The following is a 21,536-nucleotide window of genomic DNA, read 5'->3' on the forward strand; positions in this document are numbered from 1 at the left end:
TCAGTCGCAGCATCTGAGGCTGTACTACCGCTTTCGCAGGCAAGCCCGCTCCCACATTTGATCTTCGTTGCTTTAAGCATTGCGTTCGCTCAATTAGGCCGTGCCTCCTCCCACCTGTCTTTTCAGACACTTCTTACGCCCCGCCGCGCGCCTCCCTCTTGTAGATCTGTCAGACTCCAGCTGCTATCAAGCCACGCTAACGGAGGATCTGATGACGATTCGTGCAGTAGTTTTTGATTTCGGCGGTGTCCTGTTCGACTGGAGCCCGCAGCACCTGTACCGCAAGCTGATTGCCGATGACGTCGAGCGCCAGTGGTTCCTCGACACCATCTGCACGCAAGACTGGAACACCGAGCAAGATGCCGGTCGCTCCCTGGCCGAAGCCACCCGCACCCTGATTGCCCAATACCCCGAACACAAGGCCCTGATCCAGGCTTATTACGAGCGCTGGCCCGAAATGCTGCGGGCTGAATTACCCGAGGGCGTGGCGATTCTCGAAGCGTTGCACCAGGTTGATATGCCGCTGTTCGGGCTCACCAACTGGTCGGCTGAAACCTTCCCTTACGCCCGGGCCAACTACCCGTTCCTGACGCGTTTTCGCAATATTCTGGTGTCCGGCGAGGTGAAGCTGATCAAGCCTGACCCGGCGATCTACCACGCCAGCCTCAGTCAGGTGCGTGAACACTTGCCAGACATCCAGGCCAGTGAAGTGGTGTTCATCGACGACGTCGCCGGCAATATCGAGGCCGCCATCGCATTGGGCTGGCAGGGCATTCACCACGTATCGGCCGAGCGCACCGCCACGCGCTTGCGTGAGTTGGGCGTGGCGTTCTAGCGCGCCCATTTCTCCATCACAAAGTCGACGAACGCCCGCAGCTTGGGCAGGCGGTAGCGGTCCTGGCGATACATCAGGTGCATCGGGCGGCTGGGCAGTTTATAGGGGGTCAGCAAGGCCACCAGCTTGCCGCTCGCAAGGTCCGGTTGCACCAGGGCATCGGCCAGCATGGTGATGCCCATGCCGTTGATGGCGGCTTGGCGCAAGCCTTGGGAGCTGTTGATGGTCAATGAGCCAGCTACCGGCACCTGCACCTCACCTTCATCGCCTGTCATGCGCCAGAGTTTGTCGGTGTCGCGCCAGTTGTCGTTGGCGGGGTAGGCAAACGCCAGGCAGTCATGCTGCTGCAGGTCGGCCGGGGTTTGCGGCGTGCCGCGTCGCGCCAGGTAGGCAGGGGAGGCGCAAAGGGTGAGGGTGTAGGCCTGCAGGGGCCGGGCGATCAGGCTGGAGCTTTCCAGTTCGCCGAGACGGATCGCCACGTCAAAACCGCTGTCGACCAGGTCCATGCGTTCATTGCTCATCACCACGTACAGGTCGATAAGGGGGTAGCGCTGGGAAAACTCACTCAAGGCCGGCACCAGGCGTTCAGTGCCGAACACCGGCGGCGCGGTGATGCGCAGGCTGCCTTTGGGGGTTTCGCTGTGGACCTGCTCGGCCAGTAGCTCGGAGTCGGCCACCAGCCCCAGCACTTCCAGGCAGCGCTGATAATACTGCCCGCCAAATTCGGTGAGGTTCTGTTTGCGCGTGGTGCGTTTGAGCAGGCTGACGCCAAGCCGTTGCTCCAGCGCTCGCAGATGGTTGCCCACCATGGTGGTCGAGATCCCGCATTCCTGCGCGGCGGCGGTCATGCTGCCGGTTTCGACGACTTTCACGTACACCGACATTGCCTGGAACAGGTCCATTATCAAGCCCTGGTTTAAAGTTATTGCAGCGATTCTACGTTTATCCAGCGAGGGTGGTTAACCATACTGGATCCACCCCAACGATGCACTGGAGCCGCCACCATGACCGCCGCCTGCCTGATGAGCACTTATCAACCCCTGGCCCTGAGCTTCAGCCGCGGCCTGGGCACGCGCCTATGGGACCAGCAAGGCCGCGAATACCTGGACGCCGTGGCCGGCGTGGCGGTGACCAATGTCGGCCATTCCCACCCAAGGTTAGTGGCCGCCATCAGCGAACAGGCCGGCTTGCTGCTGCACACCTCCAACCTCTACAGCATCGACTGGCAACAACAATTGGCCCGGCGCCTGGCCCAACTGTCCGGGCTGGACCGCGCGTTCTTCAACAATTCCGGCGCCGAAGCCAACGAGACGGCGCTGAAACTGGCGCGTTTGCACGGTTGGAAAAAAGGCATCGAACAGCCGTTGGTGGTGGTGATGGAGAACGCCTTCCACGGCCGCACACTGGGCACCATGGCCGCCAGCGACGGGCCTTCGGTGCGCCTGGGGTTCCAGCGCCTGCCTGGCGACTTCATCAAGGTTGGCTTTGGCGACATGGCGGCTCTGGCGGCGCTCACCGCACAGTTCGGCACGCGCATTGCGGCGGTGTTGCTTGAACCGATCCAGGGCGAAAGTGGTGTGTTGGTGGCGCCGTCGGGTTACCTCAAAGCCCTGCGCGAGCACTGCACACGCCACGGCTGGTTGATGATGCTCGACGAAATCCAGACCGGCATCGGGCGCACCGGCACCTGGTTTGCCTTCCAGCACGAAGGCATCGTGCCAGACGTGATGACTCTGGCCAAAGGCCTCGGCAATGGCGTGCCCATCGGCGCCTGCCTGGCCCGCGCCGCCGTCGCGCAGCTGTTCACCCCAGGCAGCCATGGCAGCACCTTTGGCGGCAACCCGCTGGCGTGTCGCGTCGGGTGTACGGTGCTGGAGATTATCCAGGAGCAAGGCTTGCTCGAAAATGCCGCACGCCAGGGCGAACACTTGCTGGCGCGCTTGCGCATGGAGTTGGAGGAACATCCCCACGTGCGGGCGATTCGTGGCAGGGGCTTGATGATCGGCATTGAGCTGGCCAGCCCTTACCGCGACCTGGCCCAACGGGCGGCGCAGGAGCATGGGCTGTTGATCAACGTCACGCGGGGCAAGATCATTCGGCTGTTGCCGCCGCTGACGTTGGAGCGCAAGGAGGTGGAGATGATCGTACGGGCCATCACCCGCCTACTGGACTGAAATACGATTAGAAAATGTGGGAGCGGGCTTGCTCGCGAATGCGGTGTATCAGCTTGCAGATGCATTGGCTGATACACCGCATTCGCGAGCAAGCCCGCTCCCACAGGGGAGCCTGTATACCTTTAGAGATCACCACCATTCAGCCATTCCTGGTTCATGGTCTCCGTATCTCCCAGGTACTCCAGCAACCACGCCATGGCGGGCGACAGCTTGTTCTGCGCCCACGCCACACACGACGGGCTGGCCGGAAATGGCCGGCTCAACTGCAGCGCCACCAACTCCCCGCGCTCCACCCACGGCAACACCTGATGGGCCGGCGCCATGCCCACACACAACCCATCGCGCAGGCAATCCAGGGCCGACGCCCAGTTGGGCACCACCAGGCGGCGCTGGTTATCCAGGGTCCAGGTGTCGCGCTTGGGCAGGTTGCGGGAGGTGTCGGTCATGCACAGCGAGGCAAAGGGGCGCAGTTGGTCATCACTGAGCAAACCTTGCACCGCCGTCAGCGGATGCCGGGCGCTGACCACGCACAGCCAGTTCAACAGGCCCATGTCGCGGAAGCTGAAGTGGCTGGCCACCGGCACCGCGCTGGTGGCGCCGATCACGATGTCGGTGCGTTCATCCGCCAGCGCATCCCACACGCCGTTGTACACCTCGTATTCGAGCAGCAATTCCACTTCGGGAAACTGCCGATAAAAGTCGAGCACCAACTGCCGGCAGCGCTGAGGTTTGACGATGGAGTCCACCGCCACTTTCAATTGGCCGCTCCAACCATTGGCCACCTGTTGGCACAGGCGTCGGGTGCCGAGCATTTTTTTCATCACGCCGCGGGCTTCGTCGATGAATAAACGCCCGGCGGGGGTCAGTTCCACGTCGCGATGCCGGCGCACAAACAGCGGCACGGCCAGCCATTCTTCGAGCTGGCGCACGGTGTAACTGATGGCCGAGGGGACGCGGTGCAGTTCCTGGGCAGCGGCGCTGAAGCTGCCGTGACGGGCGACGGCGTCGACCACATCCAGGGAATATTCCGACCACATAGGTGCTGCCTTCAAAATTATTGATGAGAGTGTCCAATTATTATCGCTTCACACAGATATTGTCAGCTTCATAATGGGCGCCAGTCAGCAAATAGTTTGATGGCAGTATTTACAAGGCTTCGATGAAAAATTCTTTTGGTTTTACCTGGTACCTGGCGGGGCTGAGCATGCTCGGTTATCTGGCCATGGACATGTACTTGCCGGCGTTTGGCGCCATGGGCGAGCAGTTGAATATTGGTACTGGCGCGGTGGGCGCCAGCTTGAGTATTTTCCTCGCAGGCTTTGCGCTGGGGCAGTTGCTGTGGGGGCCGCTCTCGGACCGCCTGGGGCGCAAGCCCATTCTGCTCGCGGGCCTGAGCCTGTTTGTGCTCGGTTGCCTGGGCATGTTCTGGGTCGAAACCGCGCCGCAGCTGTTGGCCCTGCGCTTTATGCAAGCGATTGGCGTATGTGCCGCCGCTGTGAGCTGGCAGGCGCTGGTGATTGACCGCTACCCGGCCGACAAGGCCCACCGCGTCTTCGCCAGCATCATGCCGTTGATGTCACTGTCCCCGGCCCTGGCACCGCTGTTGGGGGCCATGGTGCTGAATCACTTTGGTTGGCAGGCGATCTTCGGCGTGTTGCTGGTGGTGTCGTTGTTGCTGCTGGTGCCGACCCTGTTCTTGCGCAACATGCCCAAGCGTCTGGAGCACAAGGGCAGCCCGGTGCGCCTGGGCTATGGGCAATTGCTCACCTCGCGGGTGTTTACCGGCAATGTGATGATCTTCGCCGCCTGTTCGGCCAGCTTCTTCGCTTGGCTGACGGCCTCGCCGTTCATCCTCGGTGGCATGGGCTACAGCCCCAATGACATCGGCCTCAGCTACGTACTGCCGACCCTGGCGTTTCTCATCGGCGGCTACAGTTGCCGCAGCGCCTTGCAGCGCTTGCCGGGTAAAACCCTGCTGCCGTGGTTGCTGGTCGCCTACTGCTTGAGCATGGTGGCGTTGTACCTGGTGGCCACCTTGAGCGTGCCGACCCTGACCACCTTGTTGATCCCGTTCTGCCTGATGGCGCTGTGCAACGGCGCCAGCTACCCGATTGTGGTGGCGAATGCGCTGATGCCCTTTGCAGAAAACTCCGGCAAGGCGGCGGCCCTGCAAAATACCCTGCAGTTGGGCCTGTGCTTCCTGGCCAGCCTGCTGGTGTCGTCGATGATCGAACAGCCGCTGTTGATCACGGTGATTGTGATGCTGGCGACCGCGCCGCTGGCGGTGTTGGGGTATTGGCTGGCACGGCCGAAGGGCAATTCTTCAGAGTTGGCAAGCGCCTGAGCTGATAACTCGGTCAAAAAATGTGGGAGCGGGCTTGCTCGCGAATACGGTGTGTCAGTACCGAATGTGCCGGCTGACACACCGTATTCGCGAGCAAGCCCGCTCCCACATTTGGAGTCGGTTTCATCAGTGGTTAGAACGTGACTTCCATGTTCAACGTCGGCGTCGAGGTGCGGCTACCACGGCCGCCGTCCACGCCGAATTTGTTATGCCAGTACTCATACCCCACCCCCAGGTACAAGTTCGGCTTGACGCTTTTACCCGGTCGCACCGCCACCATCAGCGCTGTACGCATCAGCGCTTCCGCTGCGGTATCGCGGCCATGGTAATCCTCGCCTTTCTCTCCGACGTAGTTAATGAACCCCTGAAATTTCGCCGCATGGTTACCGATTTCGAACGGTCGCATCCACGTCAGATTGAGCATGTAGGTGTCGTCGAAGGTGTGGTTCGACTCCTGCGCGCCGGGAATGCCGGTGTGGTTCTTTTCCTTGTAATACATCAGGCTCAGGTCCAGTACGCCCACAGTGTTGAACTTCAACGTGGGGCCAATCACCAGGGCGCGCTTCTTGGCGGAAGCGAAGTTGTTGTTGCGGTTGGCGTCGAAGCCCAGGGTCAGCGCGTAATCCTTGATCAGCCCCGTGCCTGGCGGCAGGTCGAACACGCGTGAGGCGTACAGCTGATGCCGGTACACGGCGTACACCTCGCTGCCACCGTGGTCGGTGCCCTTGCGCGGGTCGCTGCTGTCGGACAGGAACACATCGAGGTTGAGGAAATTGCTGCCGTAACGGTAGCCGCTGGCGTGGGTAAAACTGTAGATGCGCTTGCTGAAGTCGTCGGGGTTGTTCGGGTTGGTGAAGTGCTGCCCGTAGCGAAACCCGACGCTGTTGTTCATCCACTCCACCGCAACAGCCTCCCCGCCGCCGAGAAGGGTTAGTGCGACGGTTGCGCCCTGTAGTGCCTTTTTCATTCTTTTTGTCCTTTGGCGTTCTGGCTCGTGACGGCCGGATTGTTTTTGTAACGCCGTTGGAGGGTATCTTGTTCGATTGATTGTATACAACTCTATGGACATACAGTCTGAACATTGCATACAGTGAGCGCACAACAAAAACAGAGAACCCCTCACCATGACTATCCCGAAGGCGTCACCGCAGCGGCCCGAAGATGAAAATCTGGGCGTCGCCGCCAACATGGCTTACGGCCTGCAGCATGTGCTCACCATGTATGGCGGCATCGTCGCCGTGCCGTTGATCGTCGGCCAGGCCGCCGGGTTGTCGCCGGCGGATATCGGTCTGCTGATCGCTGCATCGCTGTTTGCCGGTGGCCTGGCCACGCTTTTGCAAACCCTGGGCCTGCCGTTCTTCGGCTGTCAGTTGCCGCTGGTGCAGGGCGTGTCGTTCGCGGGTGTGGCGACCATGGTGGCGATTGTCGGCAGCGACGGTGCCGGTGGTGTGCCAGCGATTCTCGGGGCGGTGATGGCCGCGTCCTTTATCGGTTTGTTGATTACCCCGGTGTTCTCAAGGATCACCAAGTTTTTTCCGCCGCTGGTGACGGGCATTGTGATTACCACTATCGGCCTGACCCTGATGCCTGTAGCGGCGCGCTGGGCCATGGGTGGCAACAGCCGGGCGGCAGATTTTGGCAGCATGTCCAACATCGGCCTGGCCGCCCTGACCCTGGTGCTGGTGCTGCTGCTGAGCAAAATCGGCAGCGCAACCATCTCTCGCTTGTCGATCCTGCTGGCGATGGTGATTGGCACGGTGATCGCGGTGCTGCTCGGCATGGCGGACTTCTCCGGTGTGATGCAGGGGCCGATGTTCGGTTTCCCCACGCCGTTTCACTTCGGCATGCCCACCTTCCATGTAGCGGCGATTATTTCCATGTGCATCGTGGTGATGGTGACGCTGGTGGAAACCTCGGCGGACATCCTGGCGGTGGGCGAGATCATCGATACCAAGGTCGACTCCAAGCGCCTGGGCAACGGCTTGCGTGCCGACATGCTGTCGAGCATGTTCGCGCCGATCTTCGGTTCGTTTACCCAGAGCGCATTCGCCCAGAACGTCGGCCTGGTGGCGGTGACCGGGGTCAAGAGTCGGTTTGTGGTGGCCACTGGCGGGGTATTCCTAGTAGTGCTCGGCCTGCTGCCATTCATGGGCCGGGTGATCGCGGCCGTGCCCACCTCTGTGTTGGGTGGCGCCGGGATTGTGTTGTTCGGCACGGTGGCGGCCAGCGGGATTCGCACGCTGTCCAAGGTGGATTACCGCAACAACATGAACCTGATCATCGTCGCCACGTCCATCGGCTTCGGCATGATCCCCATCGCCGCGCCGAGCTTCTACGATCAGTTTCCAAGCTGGTTCGCGACCATCTTCCACTCGGGCATCAGCTCGTCGGCGATCATGGCGATTCTGCTGAACCTGGCGTTCAACCACTTCACCGCCGGCAACTCCGACCAGCAGTCAGTGTTCGTGGCGGGGACTGAGCGCAGCTTGTGCTTTCGCGACGTGGCCGCGTTGCGCGATGGGGATTACTACCGGGGCGGGAAGTTGTTTGATGCAGAGGGCAAGGAAATTCCTCTGGTAGCGGATACCTTGAGGAAAACATCCAAGCCTGAGACCAGCGAGGTTTAGCGAGCGACGCCGTATACCCTGTGGGAGCTGGCTTGCCTGCGATAGCGATGGTGAATTCACCGGTGTTATCGCAGGCAAGCCAGCTCCCACGGGGATTCAGCCGGCCTTGAGGGCTTTGTGCGGCAACGAACACGCCTCATCCAGAAACTTCACCACTGTCCCCATGCACGCCTGGCGTTCTTCCACGTGGGGCATGTGGCTGGAGTCTTCAAACAGTGCCCAGCGCACGTTCTCTATCTCATCCAGGAACGGCTTGACCACCAACGGTGTGGCTTCGTCGTGCCGGCCGGAAATCACCAGGGTTGGCACCTTGATCGCTGACAGGCGACCGATCACGTTCCAGTCCTTCAAGCTGCCGATCACGTGGAATTCGGTCGGGCCGCTCATGGCGTGGTACACCGTCGGGTCGGTATCCACCTGGGCGAAGGTGCGTGCCACTTCTTCGGGCCACGGGTTGACCCGGCACACGTGCTGGTCATAGAAAATCCGTGAGGCCGCCAGGTATTCCGGGTCTTGGTAGGTGCCGGCCTGCTCGTGCTTGAGCAGGGTTTCGTGCACGCCTTCAGGCAACAGCTTGCGCAGGCGGTTGGCTTCGCTGACCCAGGTACGCATGCAGGTGGGCGAGTTGGCAGGAATAAACGCGCGCAGGCCCTTGGGTTGCAAGATCGCGTGTTCGCTGCCGAGCATGCCGCCCCAGGATTGCCCGAGGATCGCGTAGTTCTCGCTGATTTGCAGGTGGTCCAGCAGGTTGTTCAACTCGTCGAGGAACAGGCCGATGGTCCAGAACGACGGGTCTTTTTCCGGCAAGTGCGTGGAGCGGCCGTTGCCCAACTGGTCGTAGTGAATCACCGCGTGGCCGCTGGCGGCGACGTCTTTGAAGGCGTCGACGTAATCGTGGGTGCAACCCGGGCCGCCATGGATGATCACCAAGGGCGTGCGGCCTGTACTCAGGTCACCCGTGACGCGATACCAGGTCTGATAGGCGCCAAAGGGCGCGTAGCCTTCGCGAACTTTTTCGATGAATTCCATTTCGTACCCTGCTCTGAAAAAAAAGGATCAGGGTTACGATAGTCTGAACAAAAAGTTTAGGTAACTAGCAAAACAGATAGGTTTTTGCCCAAAGCTCAACCTTCCAGCAAGCGGTAATGGGTGGCGCGAACCACCGCCTGGACACGGTTTTTGGCCCCCAGTTTGTGCATCGCCGAGGCCAGGTGCAGGGTCACCACCGCCAGGGAGCGGCTCAATTGCGTGGCGATTTCAGCGGCGGTTAGGCCTTCAGCCGCCCATTTCAGGCATTCGCGCTCGCGCTTGGTCAGGCGGATGTGCGGATAAGCCCGCATCTCCTTGCTGAACAGCGGGTACGCCGCTTCCTGGAGGGCATGGGTAATCAGGCTGAAATCGGCCAGCGTATGTTGGGCGTCCTTCAATACCGTGCGCGCCTTGCCGGTGCGTAAGCCGGTGAGCGAGGCAAAACCGCCCTTGGGCAGATGAATCGGCACACTGACGCCGCAGGTGAGTTGGCGTTCATGCAGGTAGGAGGAAACGGGGGCGTGGCAGGGGTCGATGATCTTTTGCAGGGCCGTCTCGGTCTTGGCCTCATAGGACCAGACAAACGGTGATACCGAACTCAGTGCCAGGTGTTGCACCGGGTCGATCTGGTAAAACCCTTCGCTGCACCATAAGGCGTGCCAGTCGGCCGGCGTGTTGCGCAGTTGCAACAGCGAGGGGGTGATCAGTGTGCCATTGAGGTCGATGGGCACCGGGCTGTAGTCATACACCAGCGCATCGAAGCCCAGTTGTTGGGCAAGGATAAACGCATTGTCCATCTGTTCATCCAGGCTCCTGCCCGGTATGAGACGATTATTGAAGGCGGTCAGCTTGGCCAGCATCCGTTCTGCTCCCGAATTCATTTGAATCTCGACTTGCTGCAAGTAGAATGCCACGCCCCGGCGAAGGACTGCCAGGCCAAACCTATAAGAAATACTAGGTTATGGACGCACGGCATCCTCGGTAGTGTTGACCTGATAAACGGCCGCTACCCGCCAGGCCGATACAACACAAGGAATGTATGCATGTGGCGTGAAATTGCCCCCGACCAGCAGTACAACGTGCAAGTCGACGGCCATAACCTCGTGGTCTACAGCTTTGGCGAAGGCGATGAGGTGCTGCTGTGTCTCAACGGCGGGCCGGGCCTGCCGTGTGACTATCTGCGTGACGCCCATGGCTGGCTCAAAGCACATAACCTGCGAGTGGTTGCATTCGACCAGCTTGGCACAGGCGCATCAGCCAGACCGACCGATGCCGCACTGTGGGAAATCCGCCGTTATGTCGAAGAAGTCGAGACCGTGCGCCAGGCGCTGGGCCTGGGCCGCGTGCATTTGCTCGGGCATTCCTGGGGCGGTTGGCTGGGCATCGAATATGCCGTGCATTATCCCGGTGCGCTCAAAAGCCTGATCCTGGAAAACACCGTCGGCGACATTCCCCACCTGTCCCAGGAGCTGGAACGCCTGCGCGGCGCCCTGGGCAGCGAAACCGTGGCCATGATGCAACGCCACGAAGCCATGGGCACCCTCGACCACCCGCAGTACCAGGCCGCCATCACCTTGCTCAACTACCGCCACGTGTGCCGCCTCGACGAATGGCCGGAGCCGGTCAAGCGCTCCCTGGGCGACTGGAACATGGGGCCTTACGAAACCATGCAAGGCCCCAACGAGTTCCTCTATATCGGCAACCTCAAAGACTGGAACCGTCTCAAGGAAATGGCCGAGTTCACGATGCCGATCCTGATCACCACCGGCCAGCACGACGAACTTACCCCCGCCTGTGCGATGCGCATGAAACTCGCGGCGCCCCATGCCGAGTTGCATGTGTTCCCCAACAGCAGTCATATGCCGTTTTACGAGGAGCCGCAGGCGTACTTCCCGGTGCTGCTGGACTTCCTCGCTCGCCACCGAGGCTGACGCATGAACCTGGCGCGCTACCGTTTTGTGTTGTCCCGGCCCCTGCAATTGCTGCCGGTGCTGCTGGGCATCAGCCTGATCACGTTCGTGCTGGTGCGCTCGATTCCCGGCGACCCGGCGCGCGCCTTGCTGGGTTCGCGCAGCACGCCGGATGCGCTGTTGAAGATCCGCGCCCAGTTCGGCCTCGACCAGCCCTTGTGGCTGCAATACTTTTACTTCCTGAAAAACCTGCTCAAGGGCGACCTCGGCCAATCGCTGCTGTACAAGGTCGACGCCCTCAAACTGATCGTCACCCGCATCGAGCCGACCCTGGTGCTGGTGCTGGGCAGCGTGGTGCTCGCGTTGTTGATAGCGCTGCCACTGGCGACGATTGCGGCGCGCCAGCAGGGCCGTTGGGCGGACAAGCTGATCCGCGTGTTCACCACGGTCGGCCTGGGCATGCCGGCGTTCTGGCTGGGGTTGATGCTGATCCTGCTGCTCAGCGTGAAATGGGGCCTGTTCCCGGTGTCTGGTTACGGGCGCACCTGGCTGGACAAGGCGCACCACATGCTCTTGCCCTGCCTGACCATCGCCCTGGCGCTGTCGGCGGTGCTGGTGCGCAACCTGCGGGCGAGCATGTTGATGGAGTTGCAGGCGGACCACGTCACCGCCGCACGTGCGCGCGGGCTGCCTGAAGGCGCGGTGTTTCGCCGGCATGTACTGCCCAATGCGCTGGTGCCGGCGGTCAACCTGCTGGCCGTCAACATCGGTTGGCTGATCAGCGGCACGGTGGTCATCGAAAGCCTGTTCGCGATTCCAGGCATCGGCCAGTTGTTGGTACGCGGCATTTTTACCCGTGACTACATGGTGGTGCAGGGCGTGGCGATGGTGCTGGCCTGTGCCACGGTGGTGGTCAACTTCCTGGCCGACCTGGTGACAGTGGCCCTCGACCCACGGGTGAAGATGCAATGAGCAGTCGCCCACTGATCGCCCCGTGGCGCTTGCGCCTGCGCTTTGGTTTTCGCAATGGCCGGCTGACCGCCGCATGGGGGTTGTTGATCCTGTTCGCGTGGTTGGCCCTGGCGCTGTTTGCGCCGTGGGTCGCGCCCTACGACCCTATCGCCCAGGACACCAGCATCAGTTTGCTGGCCCCCAGCCTTGCCCATCCGTTGGGTACGGACAATTACGGCCGGGATATCCTCTCGAGGGTGATCTGGGGCGCGCGCATCGACCTGCAGTTGGCGATTATCGGGGTGATCTTCCCGTTCATCATCGGCACCTTTATCGGTGCGGTCTCGGGTTATATCGGCGGTCGTTTCGACAGTGTCTGCATGCGTGTGATCGATGTGGTGCTGGCGTTCCCGTTCCTGGTGTTGATGCTGGCGATCATGGCCATCCTCGGGCCGGGCTTGCAGAGTTTCTACATCGCCATGGCACTGGTGGGTTGGGTGTCGTACGCGCGCCTGATTCGCTCGCAGATCCTGGTGCTCAAGGAAAGCGAGTTCGCCCTGGCCGCCAAGAGCCTGGGCTTTGGCCATGGGCGCATTCTGTTCCGGCATTTGCTGCCCAATGCGCTGTTTGGCTCCATTGTGTTTTCCATGTCTGACGCGGTGCTGGTGCTGCTCAACGGCGCCGCCGTCAGTTACCTGGGCCTGGGCGTGCAACCACCGACCGCCGAATGGGGGACGATGGTGGCCGAGGGGCAAGCCTTTATCACCACCGCCTGGTGGATCTGCACCTTCCCGGGTCTGGCCATCGTGACCTTGGCCATGGGCTTCAGCCTGCTGGCCGACGGCGTTGCGCAGGTATTGGGGGAGCGTTCATGAGCCTGCTGCAAGTGCGCGACCTCAGTGTGATCGCCGACAACGCTGGGCGTGATATCACCTTGGTGGATCGGGTGTCCTTCGACCTGGCCGAAGGTGAAATCCTCGGCCTGGTGGGCGAGAGCGGTTCGGGCAAGACCATGGCCTGCCGCGGCTTGATGCGCCTGCTACCGTCACCCAATCTGCGCGTGCAGGGTGGCGCCGTACGGTTGGCCGGCCAGGACCTGCTGGCCCTGGATGATGCCGGCATGCGCGCTGTGCGCGGCGGGCAGTTGGGCATGGTCTTCCAGAACCCCAGCAGCCACCTCGACCCGTTGATGCGCATCGGTGAGCAGATCGCCGAGGGCATCCGCCTGCACCAAGGCGCGTCGAAAAAAGACGCGCGCTTGCAGGCGATCGAGGTATTGCGTCAGGTCGGGATTCCCGACCCACAGGCGCGGGTCGACAACTACCCCCATGAGTTTTCCGGCGGCATGCGCCAGCGCGCCATGATCGCCGTGGCCCTGGGCTGCAACCCGAAGGTGCTGATCGCCGACGAGCCGACCACCGCCCTGGATGTGACGGTGCAGGCGCAAATCCTGCGGCTGTTGCTCGACCTGCGCGACCAGCGTGGCCTGTCGATCATCATGATCACCCATGACCTGGGCGTGGTGGCGCAAACCTGCGATGCCATCGCCGTGATGTACGCCGGGCGCCTGTGCGAGCACGGCAGCAAATACGAGTTGCTGGCCCAACCGCAACATCCGTACACCGCAGGCCTGATCGACTGCCAGCCGGCCCACAGCAGCGGGCATGCGTTGTTGCGCACCATTGCTGGCCAGCCGCCGTTGCTCGATGCGTTGCCCGACGGCTGCCGCTTCCACCCGCGCTGCCCGCAGGCCGGCGCCTTGTGCACCGAGTTGCTGCCCCAGGGCGCACGCGTGGCCTGTCACTACCCGTTGGGAGCGCGCCCATGAGCTTGTTACAGGTCAAGGATCTGGAAGTACGCTTTGCCGCGTCCGGCAGCGGCCTGTTTGGCCTCAACCGCCAGTGGGTGAGGGCGGTGAACGGGGTGTCGCTGAACCTCGCCGCCGGTGAAACCCTGGGTTTGGTGGGCGAGTCCGGCAGTGGCGAGAGCACCCTGGGCCGGGCAATTTTGCACCTCAACCCGATCAGCGCCGGGCAAGTGCTGTTCGACGGTATCGACATGGCCCATGGCAGTGACATCGACATTGCCCGGCTGCGGCATGAAACCGCGATGATTTTCCAGGACCCTTATGCCGCGCTCAATCCACGACACAGCATTGGCGAAACCCTCGCCGAAGTCCTGCGGGTACAGCGCAAAGTGGCGGTGGCGCAGATTCCCGCGCGCGTCAACGAACTGCTGGAACTGGTGGGCCTGCGTCCCGAACTGGCGACGCGTAAGCCCGGCTCCCTGAGTGGCGGCCAGTGCCAGCGCGTGGGGATCGCCCGGGCGCTGGCGGTGGAGCCGCGCCTGATCATCGCCGATGAATGCGTGGCGGCGCTGGATGTGTCGATCCAGGGCCAGATCATCAACCTGCTGCTGGAACTGCAACAACGCATGAACCTGGCGATCCTGTTTATCGCCCATGACCTGGCCATCGTGCGGCGCCTGTGCGACCGCGTGGCGGTGATGTACCTGGGCAAGATCGTCGAGGAGGGGCCGGTGGAAGCGGTGTTCACCGCGCCCCGTCACCCGTATACGGCGGCGCTGATCCAGGCCATCCCGGAGATCGATCCGCACCGGCCATTGCCAGCACAGCCGTTGCCCGGTGAGCCGCCCAGCCCACTGAATCTGCCGACAGGCTGTGCCTTCCACCCGCGGTGCCGGTATGCGCAAGCCATGTGTTCCACGGTATTGCCCCCCACCCATTTCCTGCACGAGCATCGGTACAGTTGCGTGCTTGAAGACCCTTTGCTTTGACCCTCTGCCATTCATTAACAAGGAGTTGTGATATGCACTCGCGCCACTTGAAATTGCTCGCCGCCGCTACCCTCACGGCCTGGTCGCTGACCGCCGGCCTGGCCCAGGCCGCCGGTGTGCTCACCATCGGCTGCCGTGAAGACAGCACCACTTTCGACCCGATCAAAAGCGCGCAAAACCGCGACACCTGGGTGTTCGCCAACGTCTACGACACCCTGGTGCGCGTGGATAACCTGGGCACCAAGATGGAACCGGGCCTGGCCGAAAGCTGGGACATTTCCAAGGATGGCCTGACCTACACCTTCAAGTTGCGCGAGGCGAAGTTCTCTGACGGCTCGCCGATCACCGCCGCCGACGCCGCGTTCAGCCTGCTGCGTATTCGTGACAACAAGGCCTCGCTGTGGAGCGACCCGTTCAGCCTGATCAATACCGCCACGGCCAGCGATGCCAAGACCCTGGTGGTCACCCTGAAAACCCCGGCGGTGGCCTTCCTCTCGCAACTGGCGTCGCCAACGGTGTCGATCCTGTCGGAAAAAGCCATGACCAAGATGGGCGAAGACGCCTACTCGGAAAACCCGGTGACCTCCGGCGCGTTTACCGTGGACGAGTGGCGCAAGGGCGACCGGGTGATCCTGAAGAAAAACCCGAATTTCTGGCAGGCCAGCAGCGTGAGCCTGGACGGCGTGGAATGGGTGTCGGTGACCGATGACAACACGCGCATGCGCATGGTGCAGAACAACGAACTCGACACGGCGATCTTTGTGCCGTTCTCCCGGGTGCAAGAGCTGAAAAAAGACCCGAACGTGGTGATCCACGCCGACCCGTCCACCCGTGAAGATCACCTGTTGATCAACCACGAGCACGGTTTGTTGGCCAAGCCGCAAGTGCGCCAGGCCCTGGACATGGCCATCGACAAGCAATCGCTGGTCAAAGCGGTCACTTACGGTCAAGGCACCGTGGCTTATTCCTACATTCCCAAGGGCTCGCTGTACCACTACGCCAACAACCTGCAACGCCCGTACGACCCGGCCGAAGCCAAGAAGCTGCTGGCCGCTGCGGGGGCCCAGGATTTGAAGCTCAACTACGTGGTCAACGCCGGCAACGAGGCCGACGAGCAGATCGCGGTCATCATCAAGGACCAGCTGGCCAAGGTCGGTGTGACCGCCAACCTGCAGAAAGTCGACCCGACCCAAAGCTGGCAGATGCTGGTGGACGGTGAGTACGATATTTCGGTGATGTACTGGACCAACGACATCCTCGACCCCGACCAGAAAACCACCTTCGTGTTGGGCCACGACACCAACCAGAACTACATGACCCGCTACAAGAACGACCAGGTCAAGGCCTTGGTGGCGGCCGCGCGGATCGAGGCAGACCCGGCCAAGCGCGAGCAAATGTATGTGGAGTTGCAGAAGCTGGCCAAACAGGATGTGAACTGGATTGACCTGTACTACAGCCCGTACATCAACATCTCGCGCAAGAACGTAAGTAACTTCCTGCAGAACCCGTTGGGGCGCTTCACCTTGGAGGAAGTGGTCAAAAACTGAGTTTTTAACTACACCACAAAACAATGTGGGAGCTGGCTTGCCTGCGATGCAGACACCTCGGTGCTTCAGTTGCACCGCGGTGATGCTATCGCAGGCAAGCCAGCTCCCACCTTTGTTTTGCGGTGTGTCAGGGCTTATTGCGCATCGAAGGCCTGGCCATTGATGCCGGCACTGTCCGGCCCCATCAGGTACAGGTACACCGGCATGATCTCTTCCGGTGCTGGCCTTTCCATCGGGTTTTCCCCGGGGTACGCCTGGGCGCGCATGCTGGTGCGGGTGCCGCCCGGGTTGATGCTGTTGGCGCGCACTGCGGCCACATCTTCCAGCTCATCGGCCAGGGTTTGCATCAGCCCCTCGGTGGCGAACTTGGACACCCCATAGGCACCCCAATAAGCACGGCCCTTGCGCCCGACGCTGCTGGAGGTGAACACCACCGACGCATCCTGGGACAGCTTGAGCAGCGGCAGCAACGTGCTGGTCAGCATGAACATCGCGTTGACGTTCACGTGCATCACCCGCATGAAGTTCTCGCCGGACAACTGCTCGATGGGCGTGCGTGGGCCGATGATCGAGGCGTTGTGCAACAGGCCGTCGAGGTGGCCGAATGCTTTTTCGATCATCGCTGCCAGCTCATCGTATTGATGGGGCAGGGCGGTCTCCAGGTTGAACGGGATCACCACCGGCTGCGGGTGGCCGGCGGCTTCGATCTCGTCATACACCTGGGCCAGGTTGGCTTCGGTCTTGCCCAGCAACAGCACGGTGGCGCCATGGGCGGCATAGGTTTTTGCCGCTGCCGCACCAATCCCGCGACCGGCGCCGGTCACCAGGATGGTCCGGCCTTTGAGCAGTTCTGGCGGTGCAGAGTAATCAAACATAAAAAGCCTCGACAAAATTCAAGGTGATACACCACTTGAAGTGGAATCCATTTCCTGTGGGAGCTGGCTTGCCTGCGATGGCGGACTACCTGTCGCCAAATGTGCTGGCTGGCAGGCCGCTATCGCAGGCAAGCCAGCTCCCACATTGATCTCAGTGTTGTTGAGATCTTCGAGCCATCAGCAACTGCACAGCGCGTTATCCAGCACCTTGCGCAATTCCAACGGATGATCCACCACCACATCCGCGCCCCAGTGGCGGGGGTTGTCGTCCGGGTGGATATAGCCGTAGGTGACCGCCGCCGTGCGTGTACCGGCGTCGCGGCCGGATTCGATGTCGCGCAGGTCATCGCCCACGAACAGCACGCTGGCCGGGTCCAGGCCGAGCATCTTGCACGCCAGGATCATCGGCTCCGGGTCGGGCTTGCTGTTTTTTACGTGGTCTGGGCAGATCAGCACGGCCGAACGCTCGGCCAGGCCCAGGCGCTGCATGATCGGTTCGGCAAAGCGCACCGGCTTGTTGGTGACCACGCCCCAGATCAGCTTGGCTTTCTCGATGTCTTCCAGCAGCTCGGCCATGCCGTCGAACAGTTTGCTGTGCACTGCGCAATCTTTGAGGTAACGCTCCAGGAATTCCTGGCGCAGTTCCTCAAAGCCCGGCGACTCCGGGTCCATCGAGAAGGTCACGGCGACCATCGCCCGCGCACCACCGGAAATTTCATCACGGATGTGCTCGGGGTTGATCGGCGCCAGGCCACGGTCGGCACGCATGGCCTGGCAGATGGCGATAAAGTCCGGCGCGGTGTCCAGCAGGGTACCGTCCATGTCGAAGAGAACCGCTCGCAACTTCACAGGCTTACTCCTCGCGCAGGGTCTGGATCATGTAGTTGACGTCAACGTCGTTGGCCAGCTTGTAGTGCTTGGTCAGCGGGTTGTAGGTCAGGCCGATGATGTCCTTGACGGTCAGCCCGGCCTGGCGGCTCCACGCACCCAGCTCGGAAGGGCGGATGAACTTCTTGAAGTCATGGGTGCCGCGCGGCAGCAGCTTCATGATGTATTCGGCGCCGATGATCGCGAACAGGTAAGCCTTGGGGTTGCGGTTGATGGTGGAGAAGAACACCTGGCCGCCGGGCTTGACCATACGGAAACAGGCGCGGATCACCGAGGACGGGTCTGGCACGTGTTCGAGCATTTCCAGGCAGGTGACCACGTCGAACTGCTCGGGCATTTCTTCGGCCAGGGCTTCGGCGGTGATCTGGCGGTACTCCACGCTCACGCCGGATTCGAGCTGGTGCAACTGGGCCACGGCCAGCGGCGCTTCGCCCATGTCGATGCCCATGACGGTGGCGCCACGCTGGGCCATGGCTTCGCTGAGGATGCCGCCGCCGCAACCGACGTCCAGCACCTTCTTGCCGGCCAGGTTGACGCGCTCGTCAATCCAGTTGACCCGCAGTGGGTTGATGTCGTGCAGGGGTTTGAATTCGCTCTCGCGGTCCCACCAGCGGTGGGCCAGGGCTTCAAACTTGGCGATTTCGGCGTGGTCGACGTTGCTCATGGTGAATCCTCTGAATCTGATAAGTCGGTTTGTCGTTGCTGAGCTCATGGGTTCAGCAACGGCGTTATTCGCTGTGCCCGCTGATGCGTTGGCCCCAGGCAATGGCCGTGGCGGTCAACTGTTGTTCATCCATGCGGGTCAATTGCCGGTCGTCGAGCAATGGCTTGCCGGCGACCCAAAGGTGTTTCACGCAATCGCGCCCGGTGGCATATATAAGCTGTGAGACCGGATCGTAGATCGGTTGTTGCGCCAGCCCGGAAAGATCAAAGGCGACGATGTCGGCTGCCTTGCCGACTTCCAATGAGCCAATCTGGCTGTCCAGGCCCATTGCCCTGGCACCGTTGAGCGTGGCCATGCGCAAGGCGCGGTGGGCATCCAGCGCAGTCGCCGAGCCGGCCACGGCCTTGGCCAGCATCGCCGCCGTGCGGGTTTCGCCGAGCAAATCCAGATCATTGTTGCTGGCAGCGCCGTCGGTGCCGATGGCCACGTTGACGCCAGCCTGCCACAAGCGTTCCACCGGGCAAAAGCCGCTGGCCAGTTTCAGGTTTGATTCCGGGCAGTGAATGACGCTGGTGTTGCTTTCTACCAGCAAAGCCAGGTCGTTTTCGCTGATTTGGGTCATGTGCACGGCCTGAAAGCGCGGGCCCAGCAGGCCGAGGCGAGCCAGGCGCGCCAATGGCCGCTCGCCGGTCTGCTCGACGGCTTGCTGCACTTCAAAGGCGGTTTCGTGAACATGCATATGGATCACGGCGTCCAGCTCTTCGGCGATCACCCGGATCTTTTCCAGGTTGGCATCACATACGGTGTACGGCGCGTGGGGGCCGAAGCTGATCTTGATGCGCGGGTGGTGTTTGAGGTCGCCGAACAGCTCGATACCCTGGCGAATCGCCTCGTCGGCACTGCTGGCGCCGGGGATCGGGAAGTCGAGGATCGGCAGCGCGATCTGCGCACGCATACCGCTGTTGTGCACGCAGTCACTGGCGACCTTGGGGTAGAAGTACATGTCCGAGAAGCAGGTGATGCCGCCCTTGATCTGCTCGGCAATGGCCAGGTTGGTGCCGTCGCGCACGAACGCTTCGTCGACCCACTTGGCTTCGGCAGGCCAGATGTGTTTTTCCAGCCAGGTCATCAGCGGCAAATCGTCGGCCAGGCCGCGGAACAGGGTCATGGCGGCATGGCCGTGGGCGTTGACCAGGCCGGGGCTGAGCAGCATGCCGGGCAGTTCGCGCACCTCGCGCGCCGCCAGCTTTAACGCCGCGTCCCGTGGCCCGATAAAGGCAATGCAGCCATCGCGGATACCCAGGCCATGCTCCTTGAGCACCACGCCAGCGGGCTCGACGGGTACCAGCCAGGTCGGCAGCAGCAACAAGTCGAGCGGGGCGGCAGTGGAGGTCATCGCAGGCTTCTTCCCAGGCAGCTATAAAAGAAGGGCGAAGTATACCCGAGCGTCCTGGCTGGCGGATCGCTATAATCGGCGGCTTTTGTTCATGAGTGCGGGGTAAGGGATGCGCGACCGACTGTTGGCTGCAGAGAAAGTGAAGGCCATCCAATGGCGTGATGGCGCGCTGCACCTGCTCGATCAGCGTGTTTTGCCGTCCCGTGAGCGCTGGGTAGCCTGCGTTACTGTTGAAGCAGTGGCCGACGCGATTCGCACCATGGTGGTGCGGGGCGCACCGGCTATCGGCATCTGCGCCGCCTATGGCTTGGTGCTCGCCGCCCGCGAGCGCATCGCCGAGGGCGGTGACTGGCAGGCCGCGTGGGAAGAAGACTACGCCTTGCTGGCCCATACTCGACCGACCGCATCGAACTTGTTCTGGGCCTTGCAGCGCATGCGCGACCGCCTCGACCGCCTCAAGCAGCACGCCGACCCGCTGGTGGTGCTGGAAGCCGAAGCCGTGGCGATCCATGAAAGCGACCGGGAGGCCAATGTGGTCATGGCCCAGTTGGGTATGGAGCGGATTCGCAAGCACCAGGGCAACGCCCAGGCGATCCTCACCCATGGCAACGCCGGCGCGTTGGCCTCCGGCGGAGTTGGCACAGCCCTCGGGGTGATTCATGCAGCGTATCTGGAGGGCTTGGTCGAGCAGGTCTATGTCAATGAAACCCGCCCATGGCTGCAAGGCTCGCGCCTGACGGCGTGGGAGTTGGCGGGCCAGGGCATCCCGGTGGCGGTGAATGCCGACTCCGCCGGGGCGCATATCCTCAAGACCAAAGGCGTGACGTGGGTGGTGGTCGGTGCTGACTGTATCGCGGCCAATGGCGATGTGATCAGCAAGATCGGCACTTATCAGCTGGCCGTGTGTGCCATGCACCATGGCGTGCGCTTTATGGTGGTGGCGTCGAGTTCGACCCTGGATTTGATGATGGCTACTGGCGATGATGTTGCGCTGGAGCAGCGCGATAGTGGCGAGTTGCTGGAGGTTGATGGGCAGCGGTTGGATGTCGCGGCGTTTAACCCTGTGTTTGATGTGACGCCTGCGGATCTGATTGATGTCATCGTGACTGAAAAGGGCGTGGTGGAGCGGCCGGATGTGGCCAAGTTGGCCAAGTTGATGTGCCGTAAGCGCCTGCATTGAGTGTGTGGGCGCCTGTGGGGGCGCTATCGCAGGCAAGCCAGCTCCCACATTTAACGGTGTTCACAAATCAAAGGTGGGAGCGGGCTTGCCTGCGATTGGCCCTTGAAGTCAACAAAACTCCTGCATTCCACCCTCAAAAAAAAGCACCACCGCGCCTCTGAGCCCCTCTCGTCCCCTTCAAGCCTGTCATCCGTCAAATTACTAGCCTCCATGCGCATCAGGGGGATAGGTGCGTGGCGGCGATTGTGATAACATCCGGCGGTTTCCAGGGCTGCCCCGAGGGGTGGCCTATAACGTGCAGATCCGTGTCATAACTCGTT

The 21,536-nt window shown here is 61.8% G+C and carries 20 protein-coding genes; 11 read left to right on the forward strand and 9 right to left on the reverse strand.

Annotation, left to right across the window (positions count from 1 at the left end; all coding sequences use genetic code 11):
• Positions 1 to 211: 211 nt before the first annotated feature.
• Entirely contained in the window at positions 212 to 835 is a 624-nt protein-coding gene (locus A7K61_RS06015; protein WP_047710349.1) for an HAD family phosphatase, read from the forward strand.
• Here A7K61_RS06015 and A7K61_RS06020 read toward each other — a convergent pair.
• A complete protein-coding gene (locus A7K61_RS06020; protein WP_047710350.1) occupies positions 832 to 1,737 on the reverse strand; it encodes a LysR family transcriptional regulator in 906 nt (301 codons plus the stop codon). The two genes, A7K61_RS06015 and A7K61_RS06020, sit on opposite strands and share 4 nt — an antisense overlap.
• Before the next feature lie 102 nt (positions 1,738 to 1,839).
• Here A7K61_RS06020 and A7K61_RS06025 point away from each other — a divergent pair, with 102 nt between their 5' ends.
• Positions 1,840 to 3,009 (forward strand): aspartate aminotransferase family protein, encoded by a 1,170-nt coding sequence (locus A7K61_RS06025; RefSeq protein WP_044272944.1) that lies wholly within the window; start codon positions 1,840 to 1,842, stop codon positions 3,007 to 3,009.
• A gap of 122 nt (positions 3,010 to 3,131) precedes the next feature.
• Here A7K61_RS06025 and punR read toward each other — a convergent pair whose 3' ends face one another.
• Positions 3,132 to 4,046 carry a DNA-binding transcriptional activator PunR gene (punR, locus tag A7K61_RS06030; protein ID WP_069557156.1) on the reverse strand — a complete coding sequence of 305 codons (915 nt, stop codon included), beginning with the start codon at positions 4,044 to 4,046 and terminating at the stop codon, positions 3,132 to 3,134.
• A gap of 122 nt (positions 4,047 to 4,168) precedes the next feature.
• Between punR and punC the strand changes: the two genes are divergently transcribed.
• Entirely contained in the window at positions 4,169 to 5,353 is a 1,185-nt protein-coding gene (gene punC / locus A7K61_RS06035) for a purine nucleoside transporter PunC (protein WP_069557157.1), read from the forward strand.
• A gap of 133 nt (positions 5,354 to 5,486) precedes the next feature.
• Here punC and A7K61_RS06040 read toward each other — a convergent pair whose 3' ends face one another.
• Positions 5,487 to 6,320, reverse strand: a complete 834-nt coding sequence (locus tag A7K61_RS06040) for a nucleoside-binding outer membrane protein (protein WP_047710354.1) — start codon at positions 6,318 to 6,320, stop codon at positions 5,487 to 5,489.
• 157 nt (positions 6,321 to 6,477) lie between these two features.
• Here A7K61_RS06040 and A7K61_RS06045 point away from each other — a divergent pair, with 157 nt between their 5' ends.
• A complete protein-coding gene (locus A7K61_RS06045; RefSeq protein WP_044272949.1) occupies positions 6,478 to 7,980 on the forward strand; it encodes a nucleobase:cation symporter-2 family protein in 1,503 nt (500 codons plus the stop codon).
• A 96-nt stretch (positions 7,981 to 8,076) separates the two neighbouring features.
• On the opposite strand, the gene A7K61_RS06050 is transcribed toward A7K61_RS06045, so the two are convergent.
• Both A7K61_RS06050 and A7K61_RS06055 read right to left on the reverse strand, forming a co-directional pair.
• Positions 8,077 to 9,009, reverse strand: a complete 933-nt coding sequence (locus tag A7K61_RS06050) for a proline iminopeptidase-family hydrolase (protein ID WP_069557158.1) — start codon at positions 9,007 to 9,009, stop codon at positions 8,077 to 8,079.
• Between the two features lie 95 nt (positions 9,010 to 9,104).
• Positions 9,105 to 9,869: a LuxR family transcriptional regulator gene (locus tag A7K61_RS06055; protein ID WP_044272951.1), complete on the reverse strand. Its 765-nt coding sequence runs from the start codon at positions 9,867 to 9,869 to the stop codon at positions 9,105 to 9,107.
• A 183-nt stretch (positions 9,870 to 10,052) separates the two neighbouring features.
• On the opposite strand from A7K61_RS06055, the gene A7K61_RS06060 reads away from it, so the two are divergent.
• The 6 genes from A7K61_RS06060 to A7K61_RS06085 are packed head-to-tail and all read left to right on the forward strand — an operon-like array spanning position 10,053 to position 16,213.
• Positions 10,053 to 10,940, forward strand: a complete 888-nt coding sequence (locus tag A7K61_RS06060; RefSeq protein ID WP_003189751.1) for a proline iminopeptidase-family hydrolase — start codon at positions 10,053 to 10,055, stop codon at positions 10,938 to 10,940.
• Between the two features lie 3 nt (positions 10,941 to 10,943).
• A complete protein-coding gene (locus A7K61_RS06065; protein WP_034135121.1) occupies positions 10,944 to 11,891 on the forward strand; it encodes an ABC transporter permease in 948 nt (315 codons plus the stop codon).
• On the forward strand, positions 11,888 to 12,745 hold the full coding sequence (locus tag A7K61_RS06070) for an ABC transporter permease (RefSeq protein WP_034135122.1): 858 nt from the start codon (positions 11,888 to 11,890) through the stop codon (positions 12,743 to 12,745). Before A7K61_RS06065 ends, A7K61_RS06070 begins: the two co-directional genes overlap by 4 nt.
• The gene (locus A7K61_RS06075) at positions 12,742 to 13,698 is read left to right on the forward strand and encodes an ABC transporter ATP-binding protein (RefSeq protein ID WP_069557159.1); all 957 of its coding nucleotides are present in this window, start codon (positions 12,742 to 12,744) and stop codon (positions 13,696 to 13,698) included. The genes A7K61_RS06070 and A7K61_RS06075 overlap by 4 nt, the downstream gene beginning before the upstream one ends.
• A complete protein-coding gene (locus A7K61_RS06080; RefSeq protein ID WP_069557160.1) occupies positions 13,695 to 14,666 on the forward strand; it encodes an ABC transporter ATP-binding protein in 972 nt (323 codons plus the stop codon). Before A7K61_RS06075 ends, A7K61_RS06080 begins: the two co-directional genes overlap by 4 nt.
• A gap of 32 nt (positions 14,667 to 14,698) precedes the next feature.
• Positions 14,699 to 16,213, forward strand: a complete 1,515-nt coding sequence (locus tag A7K61_RS06085) for an ABC transporter substrate-binding protein (protein ID WP_069557161.1) — start codon at positions 14,699 to 14,701, stop codon at positions 16,211 to 16,213.
• A 134-nt stretch (positions 16,214 to 16,347) separates the two neighbouring features.
• On the opposite strand, the gene A7K61_RS06090 is transcribed toward A7K61_RS06085, so the two are convergent.
• The 4 genes from A7K61_RS06090 to A7K61_RS06105 all read right to left on the reverse strand — a co-directional run bounded on the left by A7K61_RS06090 (position 16,348) and on the right by A7K61_RS06105 (position 20,036).
• Positions 16,348 to 17,088 (reverse strand): YciK family oxidoreductase, encoded by a 741-nt coding sequence (locus A7K61_RS06090; protein ID WP_003189758.1) that lies wholly within the window; start codon positions 17,086 to 17,088, stop codon positions 16,348 to 16,350.
• Between the two features lie 177 nt (positions 17,089 to 17,265).
• On the reverse strand, positions 17,266 to 17,937 hold the full coding sequence (mupP, locus tag A7K61_RS06095; RefSeq protein ID WP_044272956.1) for an N-acetylmuramic acid 6-phosphate phosphatase MupP: 672 nt from the start codon (positions 17,935 to 17,937) through the stop codon (positions 17,266 to 17,268).
• A 4-nt stretch (positions 17,938 to 17,941) separates the two neighbouring features.
• A complete protein-coding gene (ubiG, locus tag A7K61_RS06100; RefSeq protein ID WP_003189760.1) occupies positions 17,942 to 18,640 on the reverse strand; it encodes a bifunctional 2-polyprenyl-6-hydroxyphenol methylase/3-demethylubiquinol 3-O-methyltransferase UbiG in 699 nt (232 codons plus the stop codon).
• Positions 18,641 to 18,704: 64 nt separating this feature from the next.
• A complete protein-coding gene (locus A7K61_RS06105) occupies positions 18,705 to 20,036 on the reverse strand; it encodes a TRZ/ATZ family hydrolase (RefSeq protein ID WP_069557162.1) in 1,332 nt (443 codons plus the stop codon).
• A 109-nt stretch (positions 20,037 to 20,145) separates the two neighbouring features.
• Between A7K61_RS06105 and mtnA the strand changes: the two genes are divergently transcribed.
• The gene (gene mtnA / locus A7K61_RS06110) at positions 20,146 to 21,216 is read left to right on the forward strand and encodes an S-methyl-5-thioribose-1-phosphate isomerase (RefSeq protein ID WP_069557163.1); all 1,071 of its coding nucleotides are present in this window, start codon (positions 20,146 to 20,148) and stop codon (positions 21,214 to 21,216) included.
• Positions 21,217 to 21,536: the final 320 nt, after the last annotated feature.

Source organism: Pseudomonas sp. AP42 (assembly GCF_001728935.1).
Taxonomy (GTDB): domain Bacteria; phylum Pseudomonadota; class Gammaproteobacteria; order Pseudomonadales; family Pseudomonadaceae; genus Aquipseudomonas; species Aquipseudomonas lactis.

Bases quoted from the DNA above. Each gene is read 5' to 3' on its own strand.
- A7K61_RS06015 (WP_047710349.1), top strand. From the start codon at position 212: ATGACGATTCGTGCAGTAGTTTTTGATTTCGGCGGTGTCCTGTTCGAC.
- A7K61_RS06020 (WP_047710350.1), bottom strand. From the start codon at position 1,737: ATGGACCTGTTCCAGGCAATGTCGGTGTACGTGAAAGTCGTCGAAACC.
- A7K61_RS06025 (WP_044272944.1), top strand. From the start codon at position 1,840: ATGACCGCCGCCTGCCTGATGAGCACTTATCAACCCCTGGCCCTGAGC.
- punR (WP_069557156.1), bottom strand. From the start codon at position 4,046: ATGTGGTCGGAATATTCCCTGGATGTGGTCGACGCCGTCGCCCGTCAC.
- punC (WP_069557157.1), top strand. From the start codon at position 4,169: ATGAAAAATTCTTTTGGTTTTACCTGGTACCTGGCGGGGCTGAGCATG.
- A7K61_RS06040 (WP_047710354.1), bottom strand. From the start codon at position 6,320: ATGAAAAAGGCACTACAGGGCGCAACCGTCGCACTAACCCTTCTCGGC.
- A7K61_RS06045 (WP_044272949.1), top strand. From the start codon at position 6,478: ATGACTATCCCGAAGGCGTCACCGCAGCGGCCCGAAGATGAAAATCTG.
- A7K61_RS06050 (WP_069557158.1), bottom strand. From the start codon at position 9,009: ATGGAATTCATCGAAAAAGTTCGCGAAGGCTACGCGCCCTTTGGCGCC.
- A7K61_RS06055 (WP_044272951.1), bottom strand. From the start codon at position 9,869: ATGCTGGCCAAGCTGACCGCCTTCAATAATCGTCTCATACCGGGCAGG.
- A7K61_RS06060 (WP_003189751.1), top strand. From the start codon at position 10,053: ATGTGGCGTGAAATTGCCCCCGACCAGCAGTACAACGTGCAAGTCGAC.
- A7K61_RS06065 (WP_034135121.1), top strand. From the start codon at position 10,944: ATGAACCTGGCGCGCTACCGTTTTGTGTTGTCCCGGCCCCTGCAATTG.
- A7K61_RS06070 (WP_034135122.1), top strand. From the start codon at position 11,888: ATGAGCAGTCGCCCACTGATCGCCCCGTGGCGCTTGCGCCTGCGCTTT.
- A7K61_RS06075 (WP_069557159.1), top strand. From the start codon at position 12,742: ATGAGCCTGCTGCAAGTGCGCGACCTCAGTGTGATCGCCGACAACGCT.
- A7K61_RS06080 (WP_069557160.1), top strand. From the start codon at position 13,695: ATGAGCTTGTTACAGGTCAAGGATCTGGAAGTACGCTTTGCCGCGTCC.
- A7K61_RS06085 (WP_069557161.1), top strand. From the start codon at position 14,699: ATGCACTCGCGCCACTTGAAATTGCTCGCCGCCGCTACCCTCACGGCC.
- A7K61_RS06090 (WP_003189758.1), bottom strand. From the start codon at position 17,088: ATGTTTGATTACTCTGCACCGCCAGAACTGCTCAAAGGCCGGACCATC.
- ubiG (WP_003189760.1), bottom strand. From the start codon at position 18,640: ATGAGCAACGTCGACCACGCCGAAATCGCCAAGTTTGAAGCCCTGGCC.
- A7K61_RS06105 (WP_069557162.1), bottom strand. From the start codon at position 20,036: ATGACCTCCACTGCCGCCCCGCTCGACTTGTTGCTGCTGCCGACCTGG.
- mtnA (WP_069557163.1), top strand. From the start codon at position 20,146: ATGCGCGACCGACTGTTGGCTGCAGAGAAAGTGAAGGCCATCCAATGG.